The organism is Limnohabitans sp., from assembly GCF_044373035.1.
In the GTDB taxonomy this organism is placed as follows: Bacteria; Pseudomonadota; Gammaproteobacteria; order Burkholderiales; family Burkholderiaceae_C; genus Limnohabitans_A.
The window spans coordinates 54545-71594 of the sequence record NZ_JBILQU010000003.1; the positions used below are offsets into that span (position 1 = coordinate 54545).

Below are 17050 nucleotides of genomic sequence, written 5' to 3' on the forward strand. Positions count from 1 at the left end.
TGGCACCCTACGCGCATTCTTCCTCTGTGCCCTTATCCATGGGTCGTACGTTTCAAGACAGGAGGTAGCGAGGCGACTTCCAGTTTTGCGTGCGAGCCCGGTCGCTGAGGTTCTGCGTTAAGCCGTCGATCCGGATGCTATGAACTCCACGGAAACCGAAGGAGCCGCTATTCGCTGGGGTGAGCGTGCACCATGGAAAACTGGCGTTCTCGCAAATAGGGTGAAAAAAGGATGGATTGATTCAACATGGCCCCATCTGAAAAAGTCTGGAACCTTCTCAAAAACCGGGGCGATTCAGTCACCGCCCAATTGGCGCAATGCTGCTGAACTGGTCCGTCCACAATCTCAACCCCGGTTGGTCATACGGCTCATTTCCGAGCAAACGGCCCTGCTCGTCCCGCAATTCACGGTTCACCGATGGGTATGCCTTCAGGTAGGCCTGGTCCTTCGTCATGATGAAGTGCAAATTCCTTCTCACATTGCGCACCTCATCCACAGCCTGGTATTTGTGCCGATAGGCCATGCCCAAAACCTCGGCCTGGGCTTTCACTATGGGGTAAAGGTTCAAATAGGCATTGGTGATGTTGATCGCGATGTGACCATCGGGCTTGAGGTGGTTGCGATAAATCTGAAACGCCTCATGGGTCAACAAATGGATGGGCACCGACCCGCCCGTGAAAGCGTCCAGCACAATCACGTCATACAACTTGTCTTTGGGCAACTGCTCCATGCGCAAACGGGCATCCCCCAATAAAATGTTTTGCTCACCCGCTTTGCAGCTCGACAAGTTGTCAAACCACTTTTTCGCAAACTGCACCGCCGCAGGGTTGATTTCATAAAAGTCATAGGCATCGGCTTGGCGTGCATAGTTGGCCAAGGTGCCCGCACCCAAACCAATCAAGGCCACCGACAGCGCCGGTTTTTGGTCCATGGCCCACTTCAAGGTCTCACCGATACCGCTGTCGCGCGCATAGTAAGTGGTCGGCACATGCCTGAGCGCGTCAGATAGAAACTGCTGACCATGGGTCACATTGCCACTGAAAAACACCCGGTCATCACGCTCGGGCTCCGAGACATACCGCCGCTCTTTCACAGACACGGTGCCATAAAAATTCCGGACTTGGTCGAGCACAACTTCGGTACGGTCCTCCTTGCGGACCTCGCGCCAGGACCACGGGTTTTGCATGGCATACAACAAAGCCACCATGACCACTGCCGTCAAGGCACCCACGGCATGACGTACACGACCACGGGATTGCCCATCAACGCGAAACAAGACATGGCAAGCCAACAAGGCCACCAGAACCAAGGCCATCAACCACTCGAGGTAATCGTCAAAAAATTGGGTGGCTACCAAGGTCACAAACAAGCCCCCGAACGCCCCCCCAATCGACATGCACAGGTAAAACTCAGTCAAACGTCGCGTATCCACAGGCCTGCGGCGGTACAGCTCGCCATGGCAGAGCATGCACACCACAAACAGCAAAGCGTAATGCGACCACCGCACTTCATTGACGCCATAGTCCCAATCGATACCGAGCCAACGCGGTATGTCGCTCAAGCCTGAAGCGACCAACAACAAAACCAGCGTGAGGAATGCAAACAACTTGGGGCGGTACCAACGGGGGTGGTCAAAAGTCAGGATGAAAGTGACCAAATACAAACCCAGTGTCGATACCCAAAGCCTGGGCTCGGGCGCCACGTCGTGGCTGATCTGATCGGTGGTCGCAATGAAAACCAACGAGGCCAAGGCCGGCAAAGCCACCCAGGACAGGCGCTGGACCCACGAAGGCCTCAGTGCGCTGGTCGCTTGCCTTGGCACGGCCTCGGCAGCATCGGAATGGGCTGCGCCGGCGGGCGTCTTGTTTTGCCACGCTCCCAAAGCCACCGGCAAACACAGCAAGGCAAACACCCAAAAGCCAGCCGTCCAAAGTCGCCCCATTTCCTGTTGCTCCAGCCAAGGCTCCAGCACATACGGAAAAGACAAAAGTGCCAGGAACGACCCCACATTGGACAAAGCGTACAAACGGAAAACCGATGAGGCGTGGGCCGTGCTGGTGAACCAGTGCTGAACCAAAGGCCCGGTGGTCGCCAAACAAAAATACGGCAAGCCCACACTGGCCCCCAAAATCAGCAACACCTGAAAAACCGGCGAGTCAGGAGATTCAGGCCGAAGCTCCGCCCCAGGCAGCACTCTGGAAGCCAACAAGGCCGCCAGCACCAACAAGACCACATGGATACGTGCCTGGGTTTGCCGGGAGGGCAAGGCTGCCAAAGCATGGGCATACAGGTAGCCCATGCACAAGAGGGTTTGGAAAAACAACATCGCCGTGGTCCAAACCGCAGGACTGCCACCAAACCACGGCAGGATTTGTTTGCTGAGCAGGGGCTGAACCTGAAACAACAAAAAAGCGCTGGTGAAGATCGTCAGCGCAAAAGGCAAGAAACTCCACGGATTGGGAGATGGACTGGGCAGGGGATGGATCATGTAACTTGGACTGGCCAGAAAACCAGTGCTTTGATTAGGTGAGTCAGACAACGCCTTGCGGTTCATACAAACAGCAGCTTCTCTTGTCCACTCCTGAATCGCGCAGATTTTACAAGCGTCTATTTGAATCATGACCCTACTTTGCAGTGGGTTGAATCTGTTTCACAGGTCAACAACAGCGAATGTGCCGAGGGCTGCGTCTAACTTTTTATGCTGTTGAATTAGCGTTGACTCAAAACTCGCCAAGCCCGACCGTACCCATAACTCGACCATGGCGACCCGATTAAGGGTAATCACTGATAAGACAGTAAAAAATCACGATTCATCAAAAATCGATGCTAAAAATGTTTAATCTCACGTTTTGATCAAGGGTCTGCAACTTCTCCGATCTACAGAGCCCAGCCCCACGCACCACACAAGGAGTCAATCATGAAGTTACCCCGCGTTTTGTTGCCGATTCTGCTGGCCAGCTGGTTGAATGTGGCCTGCTCATCCACCAACGCCACACCTGCCCCCAACTCGGCCACCCCCCAAGCTGCCACAACGGCCTATGAACCTGTGCGCGGTCAAGCCGGTAAAGATGTGATCTGGATCCCCACCCCGGCTGGTTTGATCGACAAAATGCTCACAGCCGCCAAGGTGACCGATCAAGACAGATTGTTTGATTTGGGTGCGGGGGACGGCATCATCGCCATCACCGCCGCGCGCAAATATGGAGCGCAAGCCGTGGGCATTGAATACAACCCCGACATGGCCCAATTTGCCCGGCGCAAAGTGGCCGAAGCGGGCATGACCGACAAGGTGCGGATCATCACAGGGGACATTTTCCAAGAAGACTTCAGTTCTGCCACCGTGGTCACGCTCTACCTGATGCCTCATCTGAACTTGAAGCTTCGTCCCATCTTGCTCAACATGAAGCCAGGCACTCGGGTAGTTTCGCATGCCTTCAACATGGGTGACTGGGAACCCGACGAGACCATGTCGTACCAATACGCTCAAGGCTACTTTTGGGTTGTCCCAGCACAAATTGAGGGCGATTGGGTCATGACCGGGCTAGACGGCGGACCCATGCGCATGAGCATGAGTCAATCCTTTCAAAACATTGGCGGAATGATTACCCGCGGTGGCCAAACGCGAGCCCTGCTGGGCGCCAAATTGCGTGGCGATGAAGTCAAATTCCAATTCATCACTCAGGACCGCAAGGTACACGCCTTCTCTGGCCGAGCAGAAGGCCGCCGCATCACGGGCACGGTTATCTCTGAATACATGCATACACCCGTCGAAATCACCCGACCTTGAAATGCATTTGAAACACACCAACGAGTTGGACAATCCAGATGAAACCCGATAGCGCCGCCCCCGCCAAGATACTCCGTCTACTGCAGCCCTTTTCAGCCGTGGCGCTGATCGTGGGCATTGTGATTGGGGCCGGCATTTTCAAAACCCCCTCGCTCGTTGCCGGCATCAGCGGAGATGCTGGCTGGGCGCTGGTTTTGTGGATGGTGGGCGCCCTGATCTCCATCGCCGGCGCGCTTTGCTATGCAGAGCTTTGCACGGCTTATCCCAATGCCGGGGGTGACTACCACTTCCTGCACAGGGCTTTTGGGCGCAACATTTCTTTCATTTATGGCTGGTCGCGCGCCACGATCATCAACACGGGCTCCATTGCCTTGCTGGCCTTTGTTTTTGGCGATTACATGAGCACGCTGGTGAGCTTGGGCGCCTACTCCAGTGCCATCTGGGCACTGCTGATCGTGGTTGTCTTGACGGTGGTCAACCTTGCCGGTATCTACGCGTCTTCGCGCATGCAAACCTGGTTGACCTTGACAGAAATTGTCGGTTTGCTGGCCGTTGTCGCGGCAGGATTTTGGGTTGATGCCCCCGCCTCGGGCACCCTTCAATGGTTTGCACAAGCACCTGCGCCAGCGCAATGGGGGCTGTGTCTGGTCTTTGTCTTGCTGACCTTCGGCGGCTGGAACGAAGCCGCCTACATTTCGGCCGAATTAAAAGGCGGACCACGCGCCATGGTCCGGGTCATCTTGGCCAGCATGCTCATCTTGACGGCCATTTACCTGCTGGTCAACACGGCCTTGCTGTTGGGCCTGGGCTTGAGTGGCTTGAGCCAAAGCAAAACCGCTGCAGGCGACCTGCTGGGCCTGGCCTTTGGTCCTTGGGCGCAAAAAGCACTGGGCTTGTTTGTGGCCATTGCCGCATTGACCAGCATCAACGCCACCATGTTTGTCGGCGCTCGCACCAACTTTGCTGTCGGCAGCGACTGGAAAGCCCTGCGCAAATTGGGTCAATGGCAACTGGACATTGGCAGCCCCAAACAAGCTTTGACCCTGCAAGCCCTGATCAGCATGGGCTTGATCGCCTTGGGCACCCAAGAAGCCGACGGTTTTTCCGCCATGGTCGAATTCACTGCCCCCGTGTTCTGGGGTTTCCTGTTCCTGGTCGGGCTGGCCTTGCTGTGGTTAAGGAAGACAGATCCGAGCACCCCGCGCCCCTTCAAAGTGCCGCTTTACCCCTTTCTGCCCCTGATTTTTTGTGCCGCCTGCGCATGGCTGACCTACTCCAGCGTCACCTATGCCATCTCTCAAAAAGCCATTCACGTCTCCTTGTGGCTCATTGCCAGCGGCATTTTGGCCTTGCTGATTTTGCGTGCGCGAGAAAAAACCCTCGACCAACTGCCCCTCCAAATTTGAAGCCACGAAACCCCATCACCTGATTTTGACCAGGAGGTGTTGAGGCCGACGTTGGATTGCCCCCTCTTCCAATCAGCGCTGGCTACAACGCAGCGACCAGCGGATGGACCGCCAAGACAGCTTCATAGAGCCCTCCCCGACCGATAATAGAAAAACTTTCAAGACCACCAATACCGGAGAATCGCCTTGACCGCCAACAGCCTTCCTGTCATCTGGGTCGATGCGATTTTGCTTTTCACCTTTTGTGAATGGCTCTTTTTGAGCGTCAAAAGCACCCAAACAAAAAACGGCTTAAGGTTTGCCGACATCAGCGCAGGGCTGCTGCCCGGGTGGCTTTTGATGCTGGCTCTTCGATTGGCATCGCCCCCTGAATTGCCCATCGAAGTGTTTGTTTGCCTTGCCCTCGCTGGACTGGCGCACGCTTTGGATTTTTACCGCCGATACAAATAAATACCCGATCAGATTCATCACATTTTCAACAAATTGCCTATAGCATGGGAGCATGACCCCCGTATCTCCACCATCGCCGGTTTTGCCGCTGTCCTTGTCCGCTCTGAGGCGTGACATCGACTCGCCAGCGGGCCGCATCAGCCTTTACAGCGCCGGGCCTCACGACCAAACCCGTGGACTGCCACCGCTGCTGCTGGTCCACAGCATCAACGCTGCAGCTTCAGCCGCCGAGATTGCACCTCTTTTTGAACATTACCGGCAACAGCGTCCGGTCTACGCTCTTGAACTTCCGGGTTTTGGTTTTTCTGACCGCCGTGACCGCCCGTACACGCCGCGCTTGATGACCGACGCTTTGCATGCTGCGCTGGCCGTCATGAAGTCCGAGCAAGGCGCTGCAGCCGCAGATGTGTTGGCGGTGTCGCTCTCCAGCGAGTTCGCTGCCCGTGCAAAATGCGAAGCGCCGCAAACGATCCGGCGGCTTGCACTGGTCAGCCCGACCGGTTTTAGCGGAAGAAAACTGCGCTATGGGCCAGCGGGTGGAACGCTGGGTTTGCCTTGGCTGTACCGTTTGCTGACGATGGACTTCTGGCGCCAGGGCATTTTTGATGCCTTGACCCGACCTGGAGTCATTCGTTATTTTTTAAAGCGCACTTGGGGTGCTGAAAATATCGACGAGACATTGTGGCGTTATTGTTCGCTGACCTCGCGACAGCCAGGCGCTGCCAACGCGGCCTTTTATTTTGTATCGGCCTTTTTGTTCAGCACCGACATCAACCAACTTTATGAGCGTCTGGACGGTCCAGTCTGGGTGTCCATGGCCACTCGCGGAGACTTCACCGATTACCGTGGCCGGCATACGGTTGAAGGCCGAAAAAACTGGCAGTTTCATGCCGTTGAAGGGGGCGCACTGCCCTTTTTTGAGGACTTGACCGCCTTCACCAAGAAGCTCGACCCGTTCTGGGACGTAGATCACCCTTCCCAAAACATTCAACATTGAGCGTCGTGCCGGCGCTGACGCTGACCAACCAGTCTCAATTCAAAGTCATCACGGGCAGGGCAGCCACCAGCACTTCGACATCGCCAAAAATATGTTGCAGCCATTCACCCAACTAACCACCCTACTCAACTCCCGGGGACCGACCACGCTGAACTCAAACCCATTGGCCTCCACGAAACTGAACTGCCACCCGCAAGTTGGACAAACTACAAGGCGTAAAAAAACCCCTCTGAAGGGGTTTTTTATTTGTGCAAAAGATTACTTCTTGACGCAGGCAGCGTTCTTTTCATTTTCTTTTTTGGAACAGTCGACTTTTTTGTCGTCCATTTTGCCGCCACCATGGCTGCCAGCGAAGGAAGGCGCCGACATCAGCATGAAAGCGGAAACGAGAGCGGTCATCACGATTTTCATAGAAACACCTTCTAGGTAAGAGGTTGAATTAAAACACCAAAAACACGTGTCAGAATAACCCGGCACCAAATTATCTTAGCAAGTATCAAAGGCACACGTTGATTATGGGCACTCGCCAGACGCACGCAAAAGCACTTGCCAAGACCTGCTTGCCGATGGGCCTGGCTTGGATTTTTATCCTGGGGTCCCTGGCCAGTTCAGCTGGGGCGCAAGAGCGTTTTTTGCCTGCTGCATCTGCCGTGGTCTTGGCCACTTCGGTGCATGGTCAAGGGGGGCGTCAGGCTGGCTTGCGTCAACTGGATCAGGCCTGGCGCGCTCACCCCGAAGACCTGAATGCCTCACTGGCTTATGCCCGCGCCGTGTTCACCTTGGGTCTGTCCGAGGGCGATTTGCGTTGGTTCGGTTCGGCCAAAGCGGCTTTGCAGCCTTGGTGGGTGGCCGAAGACTTGCCTGCCGACGGCCTTTTCTTGCGAGGGTTGGTCAAGCAGGGCTTTCACGCATTCGATGCGGGCTTGCAAGACATCAACAAGGCGATTGCCTTGGCACCACGTCGCGCCGAGTTTTGGTCTTGGCGCTTTGCCCTTCATTTGCTGCTGGCCGACATGGCCTCCGCACAGCAAGACACGCAAGAGATGCAGCGCTTGTTCGGTGCAGAAGAAGCCGATGTTTACCGCGCTGTTTTGCTCTACCGCACCGGACAGCCCTTGGTGGCTGTGCAAATGCTGAGCCGGGCTGCCCGCTCGCCCAATTACCAAGATGCATCCTCCCAAGACTGGCTGGGTTTTCACCTGGGCGAAGCTCACCGCGTTGCTGGACAGCCTGCGCTGGCCATCGCCGTTTGGAACGAACGGCTCAAGGTCAGCGCGCAGTCCCATCTGCTCAGACTGTCTCTGGCCGAGTTGCTCAATCAACAAGGCCGCTTCGTTCAGGCCAAAGCCATGGCCATGAACCGGCGCGACTTGGGCAGCCTCACCGATGCCCTGCTCATGCAGGCCCTGCTGGCCTGTCGCGGCCTGAATGACGCTGATGAAACCCGATTGGCCAGCCAGATGGCTGCGCGTTTGAAAGCACAAGCGCTGCGGCAGGAGTCGCTGATCGAGCGGCCCAAATTGATCTACCAAATTGCCTATGGTCAAGACATGGCCGCAGGTCTGGCCCTCTCCATTGAAAACTGGCAGCTGCAAAAAGAACCCCCCGATGCACTCCTGTTTGCGCAAGCTGCGCTGGCGCTTGCACAACCCCGGGCCGCAGAGCCCGTGGTGATATGGGCAGAAAAAACGGGCTACACCGACCCGCAATTGAAGCAGCTCATCCGGCAACTCAAAGCACACCCTGGTTGGTCGGGGCCACGTTCATGAACCCGCACTGGCCATACCCCGGCGGTCTTCCATCGCTGCGCCATGCCGTCATGGCTTGCGTGGTGTTTTGGAGCCTGCTGTTCACAGGCAACTTGTGGGCCCACTCCAGCAGTAACAGCTACCTCACGCTCAGCATGCCTTCTGAGCAACTGACCTTGCGCGCGGACATCCACTTGCGTGACCTTGACTTGATCTTTGACCTGGACGGCAACCGCGATGGCCAAGTCACTTGGGCCGAGACCCAGTCTCGCCTTGCGGAGCTGAACGCCTGGCTGTCGCAGGGCATTGCGCTGAACGCTGCGGGTCAAAGCTGCCCCTTGGGCGAGGCCGATTTGAAAGCCAGCCAACATGCCGACGGCCTGTATTTGAGTGCTTTATGGACCCCGTTGTGCCCTGCTGCTTTGGGCTCGGCGCACAGAACCACCTTGAAGCTTCGGTATGACTTGATTTTTGCGCAGGACAATTTGCATCGGGGCCTGCTTCGGGTGGATTTTCCAGACTACCAAAGCAGTGCGCTGCTCAGCCCAGAGAGGCCAGAGGCCCAGGTCAGTGCCAGCGACAGCCGCCCTTTGCGCGTATTTGGACGGTATGTCCTGGAGGGGATCTGGCACATCTGGATCGGTATCGACCACATCGTCTTTCTTCTGAGCCTGTTGGTGCTGGCGCCGCTGCAGTCCTCACGTCAACGCGTCATGCACTGGCGTGCGGCCACGCAGACCCGACCCGTGTTGCGCGATGTGCTTGCCGTTGTTACCGCATTCACGCTGGCGCACTCCATCACGCTGGGCCTGACCATCACCGGCTGGCTTACCCCGCCCGCCGATCTGGTGGAGCCAGCCATCGCCTTGTCAGTGGTGTTGGCCGCGTTGAACAACCTGCTGGGTTTCAGTGCACTCAAGCGCTGGCGGCTGGCTTTTGTCTTTGGTCTTGTGCATGGTTTCGGCTTTGCCAGCGTGTTGCTTGATCTGGGCTTGCCCGCCAGCGCTTTGCTGGCCGCATTGGGAGGCTTTAACGTGGGGGTGGAGCTGGGTCAATTGGCCATTGTGGGTGTTTTTCTGCCCATCGCATGGCTGCTGCGTCACACCGCGTTTTACCGTTGGGTGGTGGTGGTCGGCGGTTCAGTGACGATCGTTGTTTTGGGCACATTTTGGACACTACAGCGCACGGGCTGGCTGGCGTGATGCGCTTTTCATCAGGAAATCTCGACGCTGTGTCCCTTGATGTAGGTCTCTAAAAAACCGATTTGCTGACCCATTTGGCGAATGCTGTCCTTGACAACATCACCAATCGAAATCACGCCGACAACCCGTCCGGCTTCCACGACGGGCAGATGGCGAAAGTTGCGGGAAGCCATCAAACCCGTGCAGGCCTCGATGGGGTCCTGAAGCTTGACCGAGACCGGATCGACCGTCATGACTTCCTGAACCAGCACTTGCTTGGCATCTAGGCCCGGCAACAGCACCTTGATGGCGCAGTCGCCCTGCGTGAGGATGCCGAGCAACTTGTCATCTTGGATGACCAGGATCGCCCGCACGCGGTTATCCCGCATGAGTTGCAGGGCAACGACCACTTTTTCATCGGGCCTGACGCTGACGACGACGACGGGTTGGGGCTTTTGCGCTAAGCATGTTTTTACGCTGGTCATGGGAATGCCTGTTGAGAATGTCTGTTGCTGATGAAATAAATTTTCGCATACGCTTGGAATTTGTGCAGGCGTTGCCCCACTCGTCCACAGAGTTTGCGGTTAATCACGGTCATTCAAATGGCTAATCACCCAACAAGCCAACGCAATCAGCAAAATAGCGCCACTTTCATACAACAGTATGGAGGGGTCGCCGTCCTTGCCCTGAAGAATGATCAGACGGCTCAAAGCCGTCATGGCAATGAACAAAGGTATGGTGATGGGGATTCGGTGACTGCTGTAGAACGCACCAAGCATGCCCAAAACTTCCGCATAAATGAACATCAGCAGCAAGTCCTTCAGTGCAACGCTGCGCTGCTCGATCAACAGCATGACTTCTTGCGCCATGGCGCCCACCGTAAAAAGGGCGATGATGACCAGAAAACACTTTTCAGTCACATCAATGATCCGTTTTATCGACATCGACATTTCCTGCCTCAGTGGTTAAGTTTCAACATTATCAGACGAATCTGCTTGTCGTTGATTTTTGGCACCCGAAGTCAAATCTGCGTTGGCAAACCGAGGGTTGCCCCCAAGGTCAAAGTGAAGTCCACGGCCCGGTTTGAGTCCTCCCAATCGACCGCCCTGCTTAATTTTTAAGCAATAATGGACAAGGTGAGATGATCGCGAGTGATTGAATTTACAAAACTCATGGAGACACCATGCCAGGTTCCATCCTTACACCGAATCAGCGTGCCCAGTACGATCAGGATGGCTACATCATGGTCCGAAAGCTTTTCGATGATGAAGAAATTGCGATACTGCGAACGGCGATAGAGAACGATGCGTCGATGCGCAGCCGCTTGTACGACCGCAACGATTCATCGGGGAAATCGACGCGAATGGCGACTTGGAACCATCCAGGCGACAGCGTCTATGGGCTGGCAGCGCGGTCACATCGCGTGGTTGACACCATGGAGGATCTGCTTGGCGGCGAGGTGTATCACTACCACTCCAAGCTGACGGCCAAAGAACCTTACGAAGGCGGGGCATGGGAGTGGCATCAGGATTACGGCTATTGGTATCACAATGGCTGTGTATTTCCCTACATGGCGAGCGTGATGGTCGCACTCGATCGCAGCACGCGCGAGAACGGCTGCCTGCAGGTTGTCAAGGGATCGCACCAGTGTGGCCGCATCGAGCATGGCGTGCTGCCTGGAGACCAAGTAGGCGCCGACCCAAGGCGGGTTGCAGAGATGCTCAAGCTGATGCCCATTGAATATGCGGAGATGGAGCCCGGTGATGGCCTGTTCTTCCACAGCAACGTGCTGCACCGCTCAGACCAAAATCGTTCTGAAAATCGCCGCTGGACTGTGCTCCACTGCTACAACGCTGCGCGCAACAACCCTTACCTGGCGCATCACCATCCTTTTTACACGCCGCTCGACAAAGTCGACGATGGCGCGATCAAGCGCGCAGGCGTGAAATTTGCCAACGGCATCGATGAATTTCGGGAAAAGTCAGCCAATCCGCCAGAGTTAAATCGGACAATCAGATAAAGTTTTTTAAACATAGCTTTTATTTCAACTCAGGTCCAAAATGCTCCGATGAGCAACAATCAAGAATCCCAAATCGCCAATGACGGTTTGCGCTACAAGAACAAGGAAGGTGGATCGCCCTTCAAAGACTCTGCCAACATGTCCTCGATCAGTTGCTACAAATGCGGGGTACACAAGCCCAGGGCACTGGGCGTTTTCAAGATGATGATCAATCAACGCATGTTCATGTGCGGGGACTGCATGCCCCCAAAGTCTGAGTGAGTTTTGCCGCCATCGAACGCGACCGACATGCAAAAATAATCCTGAAAGACTTCTTGTCACGGCTCGACGAAGCGCTTTAAATTGCAAGAACCCGTGGTGCTGGCTTTGATGCGTGGGTTATCTGAACGACCCGCATTCCCGTCAATAATGTGGGTGTGTGTAATACCCGCCCAATTCAGTCACTTTGATGAGCCAGCAGACCCAATCTTCTAATCCTATGCCTGCTGCTGATGCAGCACAACGCCGCCTGGTGCAGGTGCTGTTTATCGGCGTCTTCATGGCGGCACTCGATTCAGCCATCGTGGGGCCGGTTCTGCCTGCATTGCGTGAAGCCTTTGGCGTCGACAACCGCACTGCCGGACTGCTCACAACCGTTTTTTCCTTGAGTTCGTTGTGCAGCACGGCGCTGATGGCTTACTTCAGTGACCGCCATGGCCGCCGTCCGGTGTATTTGGTCAGTGTGGCACTTTTCGCCATCGGCTCTTTGTGCATTGCCGCCGCACCCGACTTTGACATGCTGCTGGTCGGCCGTGCCATCCAGGGCATCGGCGCAGGGGGCATAGCGCCGGTGGCCAGTGCCGTGATTGGTGATGTGTTCACCGTCGAACGACGGGGCCGAATTTTGGGACTGATTGGCGCCACCCACGGCATGGCCTTTGTGCTCGGTCCGCCCCTGGCGACCGTGCTCACGTCCACGTTGGGCTGGCGTTGGCTGTTCTTGGTCAACCTGCCTGTCGCGCTGGTCGTGCTGTGGTTGGGCGCCCGCAGCTTGCCGCGCCAGCTCAGTGTCGCGGCACCTGGCCCCATTGACCTGGCAGGTATCACCGTCACTTTATTGTTTCTGCTGTGCTTGGTGATGGGCATTTCTCGCCTGCCCGATTCGTCCACGGGGATGCTGCTGTGGCCTTGGTTTCTGGCTGCCAGTGGCGTGCTGCTGGCCGCTTTGGTGGTCATTGAGAAACGGCAGGCACAACCGCTGATTCCGCTTGACCTGTTTGCAAACCGGCAACTGGCTTTGGCCTATGCGCTGACGCTCGGCGTGGGGTTCTCCATGGGTGGCATTGTCTTTTTGACCACCATCGCCACGCTGGCTTATGGGGTCAGTGTGGAGTACGCGGGGCTGTCACTGCTGCCTCTGGTGCTGTGCTCCATGGTGGGCTCGATGGCGGCTGGGCGGCTGCTCAACCGCCTGGGAGCCCGCAACATGGTGATCTTTGGTTTCGGGCTGTTGACACTGGGCTACCTGCAAAGCGCCATGCCACAGACCGGTTTTACCGCTTTTTTGGTGGCGTCTGTGCTGATCGGTATTGGCCTGGGTGTGGTGGTCAGCGGCGCGCTGCGCACCATTGCGATTGATGAAGCGCCGCCTGCCCTGCGCGGCACAGCCCAAGGACTGATCAATATTTTCAATGCCGTAGGGACACTGCTGGCTGTGACCTGTATCAGCGCCATTGCTGACTTGGATGGCGGCGAGCTGACAGGCTTTGGCCGTGCTTATCTTGGCCTGGGGTTGAACATGCTCCTGATGCTGTTGATGGCGTTTGGGCTGAAAAAGAAGTTAACCGAGTCCACGCCGCCCACTTCTGTCGGCACATAGCACCAGCAGTGTTAGCGCTGGGGCAGAAAGCCATGGGTCCCCAAGCCGTTCAGACGCCTAAATGGATGGACTGCAGCCACAAATGAATCAAAAGACATGAAGACATCTTACGATGCTGATTTGGCTGGCGCCAACCGTTGACTGTCGCTTGGAAGATGCGGGTCAGTGGGTTCTTCTGAATACGCCACCGCCAGCAAAACTGGCTTGTGCACCCAGTTGTTCTTCTATGCGCAACGCATGATTCCACTTGATCATGCGTTCGCTTCTTGCGAATGATCCGACTTTGAGTTGTCCGACATTCCACCCAATGGCCAAGTCGACAATGGTGGTGTCTTCAGTTTCACCTGAGCGGGCAGACACGATGGCTGAATAGCCCATCTCTTTTGCCACATTCCAAGCTTGCAAAGTTTCGCTCAACGTGCCCTGTTGGTTGGGTTTAAGGAGGACCGTGTTGGCAGCGCCTAAATTGGCGGCTTCTCGAATGAGGTTCGAATTGGAGACCAAAAAATCATCGCCCACAATTTGCAGCCGATGGCCAATGGCTTGGGTAAAGCGAGCAAACCCCACAGGATCATCTTCAGCCAATGGGTCTTCAATGGAGACGATGGGGTACTTCTCAATCCATCCCAGCAGCATTTCAACCATGCCATCGGAGTCCAGTGCCCGCGATTCAAGTCCAAGTCGGTATTGGCCCTGCCGCCCAAATTCGGATGCTGCAATGTCCAAAGCAATGGCGACTTGATCGCCTGGAATAAAGCCTGCGCGTTCGATGGAAAGGACAAGCACTTCCAGAGCTTGCTCGTTGCTTGAAAAGTCAGGCCACCAACCCCCTTCGTCGGCAACGCCAGACAGTGAGCCGCGTTGCGCCATCAGTAAGCCTGCATGACGGTAGACCTCAGCCGTCCACTCCAAAGCCTGAGCGAAACTGGTTGCGCCAGGACAGACCACCATGAAGTCCTGAACATCAACACGCCTGCCGGCATGCGCACCACCGCCAAAAATTTGAATTTGAGGCATGGGCAAGCGGCCAATTTTCCCGTGACCAAGGTAGCGATACAAAGGCATGCCAGAGGCAGCAGCCATGGCATGCGCGGCTGCCATTGAAACGGCCAATGTGGCATTGGCACCCAAGTTTGACTTGTTGACAGTTCCATCAAGATCAATGAGTGCCTGGTCAAGAACAGATTGGTTGTCCGCCTTGGTTCCCACGAGTGCATTGGAAATTTCAACGTTGACATGTCCGACCGCCTGCATCACATCAAGCCCACCAAACCGATCACCCCCATCCCTTAACTCCAGTGCTTCACGCGTCCCTTTGGATGCGCCAGCGGGCGCAATGGCTCTGCCCATTGCGCCATCGTTGAGTGTGACCTCGGCTTCTACGGTAGGTCGCCCACGACTGTCCCAGACGCGTCTTGCGAAGATCGATTTGATGGCAAACGGTGTCATGTCTTCAGGTCCTTGGCCCATGCTTGGGCAACTTCTTGCAAAGAGCTTGCTGGTTTGATGAGTAATGTGCTGGCTACGCGTCTAACATGTTCGCGCTGATGTTCTTCCGTCACATATTCGACAGGAGACTTGCCATCCACTCTGGCCAGCAAAAGTCCAGGCAGCAGTCGTGCCGCTCTTGCTTCAAGATCACTGGGTGGTTCCCAATCTACGGATGACAAGTAGCTGGTAGTCAGTACTTCAAAGCAGTGCAGAAAATCTGCCGTTGACGCAGGCGTCCACAGACACTTGAGCAATAAATGGTTGAGGCAAAACGCCAAGTCAAATGCAGGGTCACTCCAGGTGGCGCACTCTGCATCCAACAACAAGGGACCTTGTGGCCCTAACAAAATATTTTTAGGGCTGACATCACCATGCACCAGTGTTTTTGCATTGTTTTGGGTTTGCAATACCAACGCTTCTAATGCGTGTGCAAGTTGGGGATGGTGCTCTGCTGTGGCAAGTAAGTAGGGGGCCAGTCTGATTTCAAAAAATATTTTGTCAGTTGGAAATTCACTGGCTAAATGGCTGTTTTTTGCAGCGTAACTGTGAATCTTAGAAAGTACTTGCCCCATCGCATGGGCGGTTTGCGAATCAGCATGGCCAGCATGCAATTCTTGCTTCCAAAGGCGATAGTGATCTGGCTCAAGGTACTGCATCACCAAAACCCCCAGTCCAGGGTGTTGGCCTAGTAATTCTGGCGCGCAAGCTGCACAAGCTTGATGAGCAACTTGCAACCATCTGGCTTCAAAAAGGTTGCGTTCTACAGGCGCATACCAATCGGCATTCACACGCAATTTGGACAAAGCGCGTTTGGCGCAAACCATTCCCTTTTCTGTCTCAATGCGCCAAATGTCAGATGACACACCACCGGTTAAAGGCGTACCCCAGAGGGAAGAAGCGTTTGAAAGACCCAGTTCGTTTAAAGCCCGAACGAACTCTATGGGGACTTCTGATTTAGACATGATCGACATAAGTTGACTCAACCAGCTTGACCAATGCAAATAAGGCTTGGTTCACAGGGGTTGCAACGCCAAGCGCTTGTCCACGTCTCACAATGAAACCATTCAGATGGTCAATTTCACTGGGTTTAGAGCGCGCCATATCTTGTGCAGTGGATGATTTTTGCCCACCCATCGTGACAGATATTTTCGCGACTGCTTCCAGCGCGACAGGCTCAGATAAATGGATGCCGTCGGCCAGAGCCACTGCGATGACTTCCTTCACCAAAGCTGTCTGGGTACTGCGAATTGACTCCAAGGCCACAAGTTTTTCGTATTGAATTTGAGCCAAGCCTGAAATCGCATTAAACGCACAGTTGATCATCAATTTGGACCACAAATCGGCCATCACATTTTGCGAAATCTGAACTGGAACCTGTGCTGAACCCAATAGCTCAACGATTTCTTGAAGCGTTTTTTTCGGATCTTTCAGTCGTGAAGTCTGCATCGTTCCAATCACAAGATCGCCGCGGCCATGGTGCTTCACACAACCTGGGGCAGTAATTTCTGTCGCCACATAAACGACACAGGGGATCACCGCATGGGGTACCTGTTGTGCAATCAGGGCTGAATTTTCCACACCGTTCTGCAAACTCATGATCAAAGCGTGCGGTGCGAGGTGGGGCGCCATTTGACGTGCGACCGAAGCGCTGTCGGTTGATTTGACACAGAACAAAACCAAGTCAGCCGTCTGCAAACTTGATAACTCACTGCTTGCATCCAAGTAGACGATCTCTGTTGCCGATGATGTCGCCAAATCCAATTTCAGACCGTCGCGCTTGGTCGCCTGCACATGCGCGGGACGTCCGATGAGCGTCACCTTGTGCCCAGCCCTGGCGAGCATGGCACCGTAAAAGCTACCTACGGCGCCTGCACCGACAACAGCAATGTGGTTAAAAGTGGGCCTGTTCAAGATATCCCTTGATTTGCTGAAAAATTAAAGTTGATTTCTATCTTTGAAGTGCATGCTGTTCAGTGGTCCGCCGTGTCTTGCAGGCCATTGTTCACCAGCGCTACAAACTCAGGCGAGCCATGGTGGTGACATCGAACCGGGTGGTGCAGGACTGGGGCAAGTATCTGGGGGATGTGACCATGGCCAGCACGATCTTGGACA

At 55.2% G+C, this 17050-nt stretch carries 14 protein-coding genes and 1 pseudogene; 8 read left to right on the forward strand and 7 right to left on the reverse strand.

Annotation, left to right across the window (positions count from 1 at the left end; translation table 11 throughout):
* Window positions 1–298: 298 nt before the first annotated feature.
* Window positions 299–2488 carry a spermidine synthase gene (locus tag ACIQ47_RS01065; RefSeq protein WP_396436416.1) on the reverse strand — a complete coding sequence of 730 codons (2190 nt, stop codon included), beginning with the start codon at window positions 2486–2488 and terminating at the stop codon, window positions 299–301.
* A 429-nt stretch (window positions 2489–2917) separates the two neighbouring features.
* Between ACIQ47_RS01065 and ACIQ47_RS01070 the strand changes: the two genes are divergently transcribed.
* The 3 genes from ACIQ47_RS01070 to ACIQ47_RS01080 all read left to right on the forward strand — a co-directional run bounded on the left by ACIQ47_RS01070 (window position 2918) and on the right by ACIQ47_RS01080 (window position 6640).
* The gene (locus ACIQ47_RS01070) at window positions 2918–3787 is read left to right on the forward strand and encodes an SAM-dependent methyltransferase (protein ID WP_396436417.1); all 870 of its coding nucleotides are present in this window, start codon (window positions 2918–2920) and stop codon (window positions 3785–3787) included.
* Between the two features lie 38 nt (window positions 3788–3825).
* Window positions 3826–5193 carry an APC family permease gene (locus tag ACIQ47_RS01075; protein ID WP_396436418.1) on the forward strand — a complete coding sequence of 456 codons (1368 nt, stop codon included), beginning with the start codon at window positions 3826–3828 and terminating at the stop codon, window positions 5191–5193.
* A 502-nt stretch (window positions 5194–5695) separates the two neighbouring features.
* Window positions 5696–6640: an alpha/beta fold hydrolase gene (locus ACIQ47_RS01080; protein ID WP_396436419.1), complete on the forward strand. Its 945-nt coding sequence runs from the start codon at window positions 5696–5698 to the stop codon at window positions 6638–6640.
* Window positions 6641–6898: 258 nt separating this feature from the next.
* Here the strand turns inward: ACIQ47_RS01080 and ACIQ47_RS01085 are convergent, their stop codons facing one another.
* The gene (locus ACIQ47_RS01085; RefSeq protein ID WP_396430978.1) at window positions 6899–7039 is read right to left on the reverse strand and encodes a hypothetical protein; all 141 of its coding nucleotides are present in this window, start codon (window positions 7037–7039) and stop codon (window positions 6899–6901) included.
* Window positions 7040–7272: 233 nt separating this feature from the next.
* Here ACIQ47_RS01085 and ACIQ47_RS01090 point away from each other — a divergent pair, with 233 nt between their 5' ends.
* Both ACIQ47_RS01090 and ACIQ47_RS01095 read left to right on the forward strand, forming a co-directional pair.
* The gene (locus ACIQ47_RS01090; RefSeq protein ID WP_396436420.1) at window positions 7273–8409 is read left to right on the forward strand and encodes a tetratricopeptide repeat protein; all 1137 of its coding nucleotides are present in this window, start codon (window positions 7273–7275) and stop codon (window positions 8407–8409) included.
* Entirely contained in the window at window positions 8406–9590 is a 1185-nt protein-coding gene (locus tag ACIQ47_RS01095) for a HupE/UreJ family protein (RefSeq protein ID WP_396436421.1), read from the forward strand. The genes ACIQ47_RS01090 and ACIQ47_RS01095 overlap by 4 nt, the downstream gene beginning before the upstream one ends.
* A gap of 11 nt (window positions 9591–9601) precedes the next feature.
* Here the strand turns inward: ACIQ47_RS01095 and ACIQ47_RS01100 are convergent, their stop codons facing one another.
* Together ACIQ47_RS01100 and ACIQ47_RS01105 are read right to left on the reverse strand one after the other, a co-directional pair.
* Window positions 9602–10054 (reverse strand): CBS domain-containing protein, encoded by a 453-nt coding sequence (locus tag ACIQ47_RS01100; RefSeq protein ID WP_396436422.1) that lies wholly within the window; start codon window positions 10052–10054, stop codon window positions 9602–9604.
* 99 nt (window positions 10055–10153) lie between these two features.
* A complete protein-coding gene (locus ACIQ47_RS01105) occupies window positions 10154–10519 on the reverse strand; it encodes a phosphate-starvation-inducible protein PsiE (protein WP_396436423.1) in 366 nt (121 codons plus the stop codon).
* A gap of 233 nt (window positions 10520–10752) precedes the next feature.
* Between ACIQ47_RS01105 and ACIQ47_RS01110 the strand changes: the two genes are divergently transcribed.
* Both ACIQ47_RS01110 and ACIQ47_RS01115 read left to right on the forward strand, forming a co-directional pair.
* Complete coding sequence (locus tag ACIQ47_RS01110; protein WP_396436424.1) at window positions 10753–11589, forward strand: phytanoyl-CoA dioxygenase family protein; 837 nt, start codon at window positions 10753–10755, stop codon at window positions 11587–11589.
* 448 nt (window positions 11590–12037) lie between these two features.
* A complete protein-coding gene (locus tag ACIQ47_RS01115; protein WP_396436425.1) occupies window positions 12038–13447 on the forward strand; it encodes an MFS transporter in 1410 nt (469 codons plus the stop codon).
* A 162-nt stretch (window positions 13448–13609) separates the two neighbouring features.
* Here the strand turns inward: ACIQ47_RS01115 and eno are convergent, their stop codons facing one another.
* From eno to ACIQ47_RS01130, 3 genes are read right to left on the reverse strand one after another with little or no spacing between them, the layout of a single operon-like run.
* Window positions 13610–14896, reverse strand: coding sequence for a phosphopyruvate hydratase (gene eno / locus ACIQ47_RS01120; protein WP_396436426.1), 1287 nt, complete (start codon window positions 14894–14896; stop codon window positions 13610–13612).
* Window positions 14893–15909, reverse strand: a complete 1017-nt coding sequence (locus ACIQ47_RS01125; RefSeq protein ID WP_396436427.1) for a phosphotransferase family protein — start codon at window positions 15907–15909, stop codon at window positions 14893–14895. The genes eno and ACIQ47_RS01125 overlap by 4 nt, the downstream gene beginning before the upstream one ends.
* Window positions 15893–16849 carry a ketopantoate reductase family protein gene (locus ACIQ47_RS01130; protein ID WP_396436428.1) on the reverse strand — a complete coding sequence of 319 codons (957 nt, stop codon included), beginning with the start codon at window positions 16847–16849 and terminating at the stop codon, window positions 15893–15895. The genes ACIQ47_RS01125 and ACIQ47_RS01130 overlap by 17 nt, the downstream gene beginning before the upstream one ends.
* A gap of 74 nt (window positions 16850–16923) precedes the next feature.
* On the opposite strand from ACIQ47_RS01130, the pseudogene ACIQ47_RS01135 reads away from it, so the two are divergent.
* A pseudogene (locus ACIQ47_RS01135) lies at window positions 16924–17050 on the forward strand (ATP-binding protein); the annotation flags it as partial.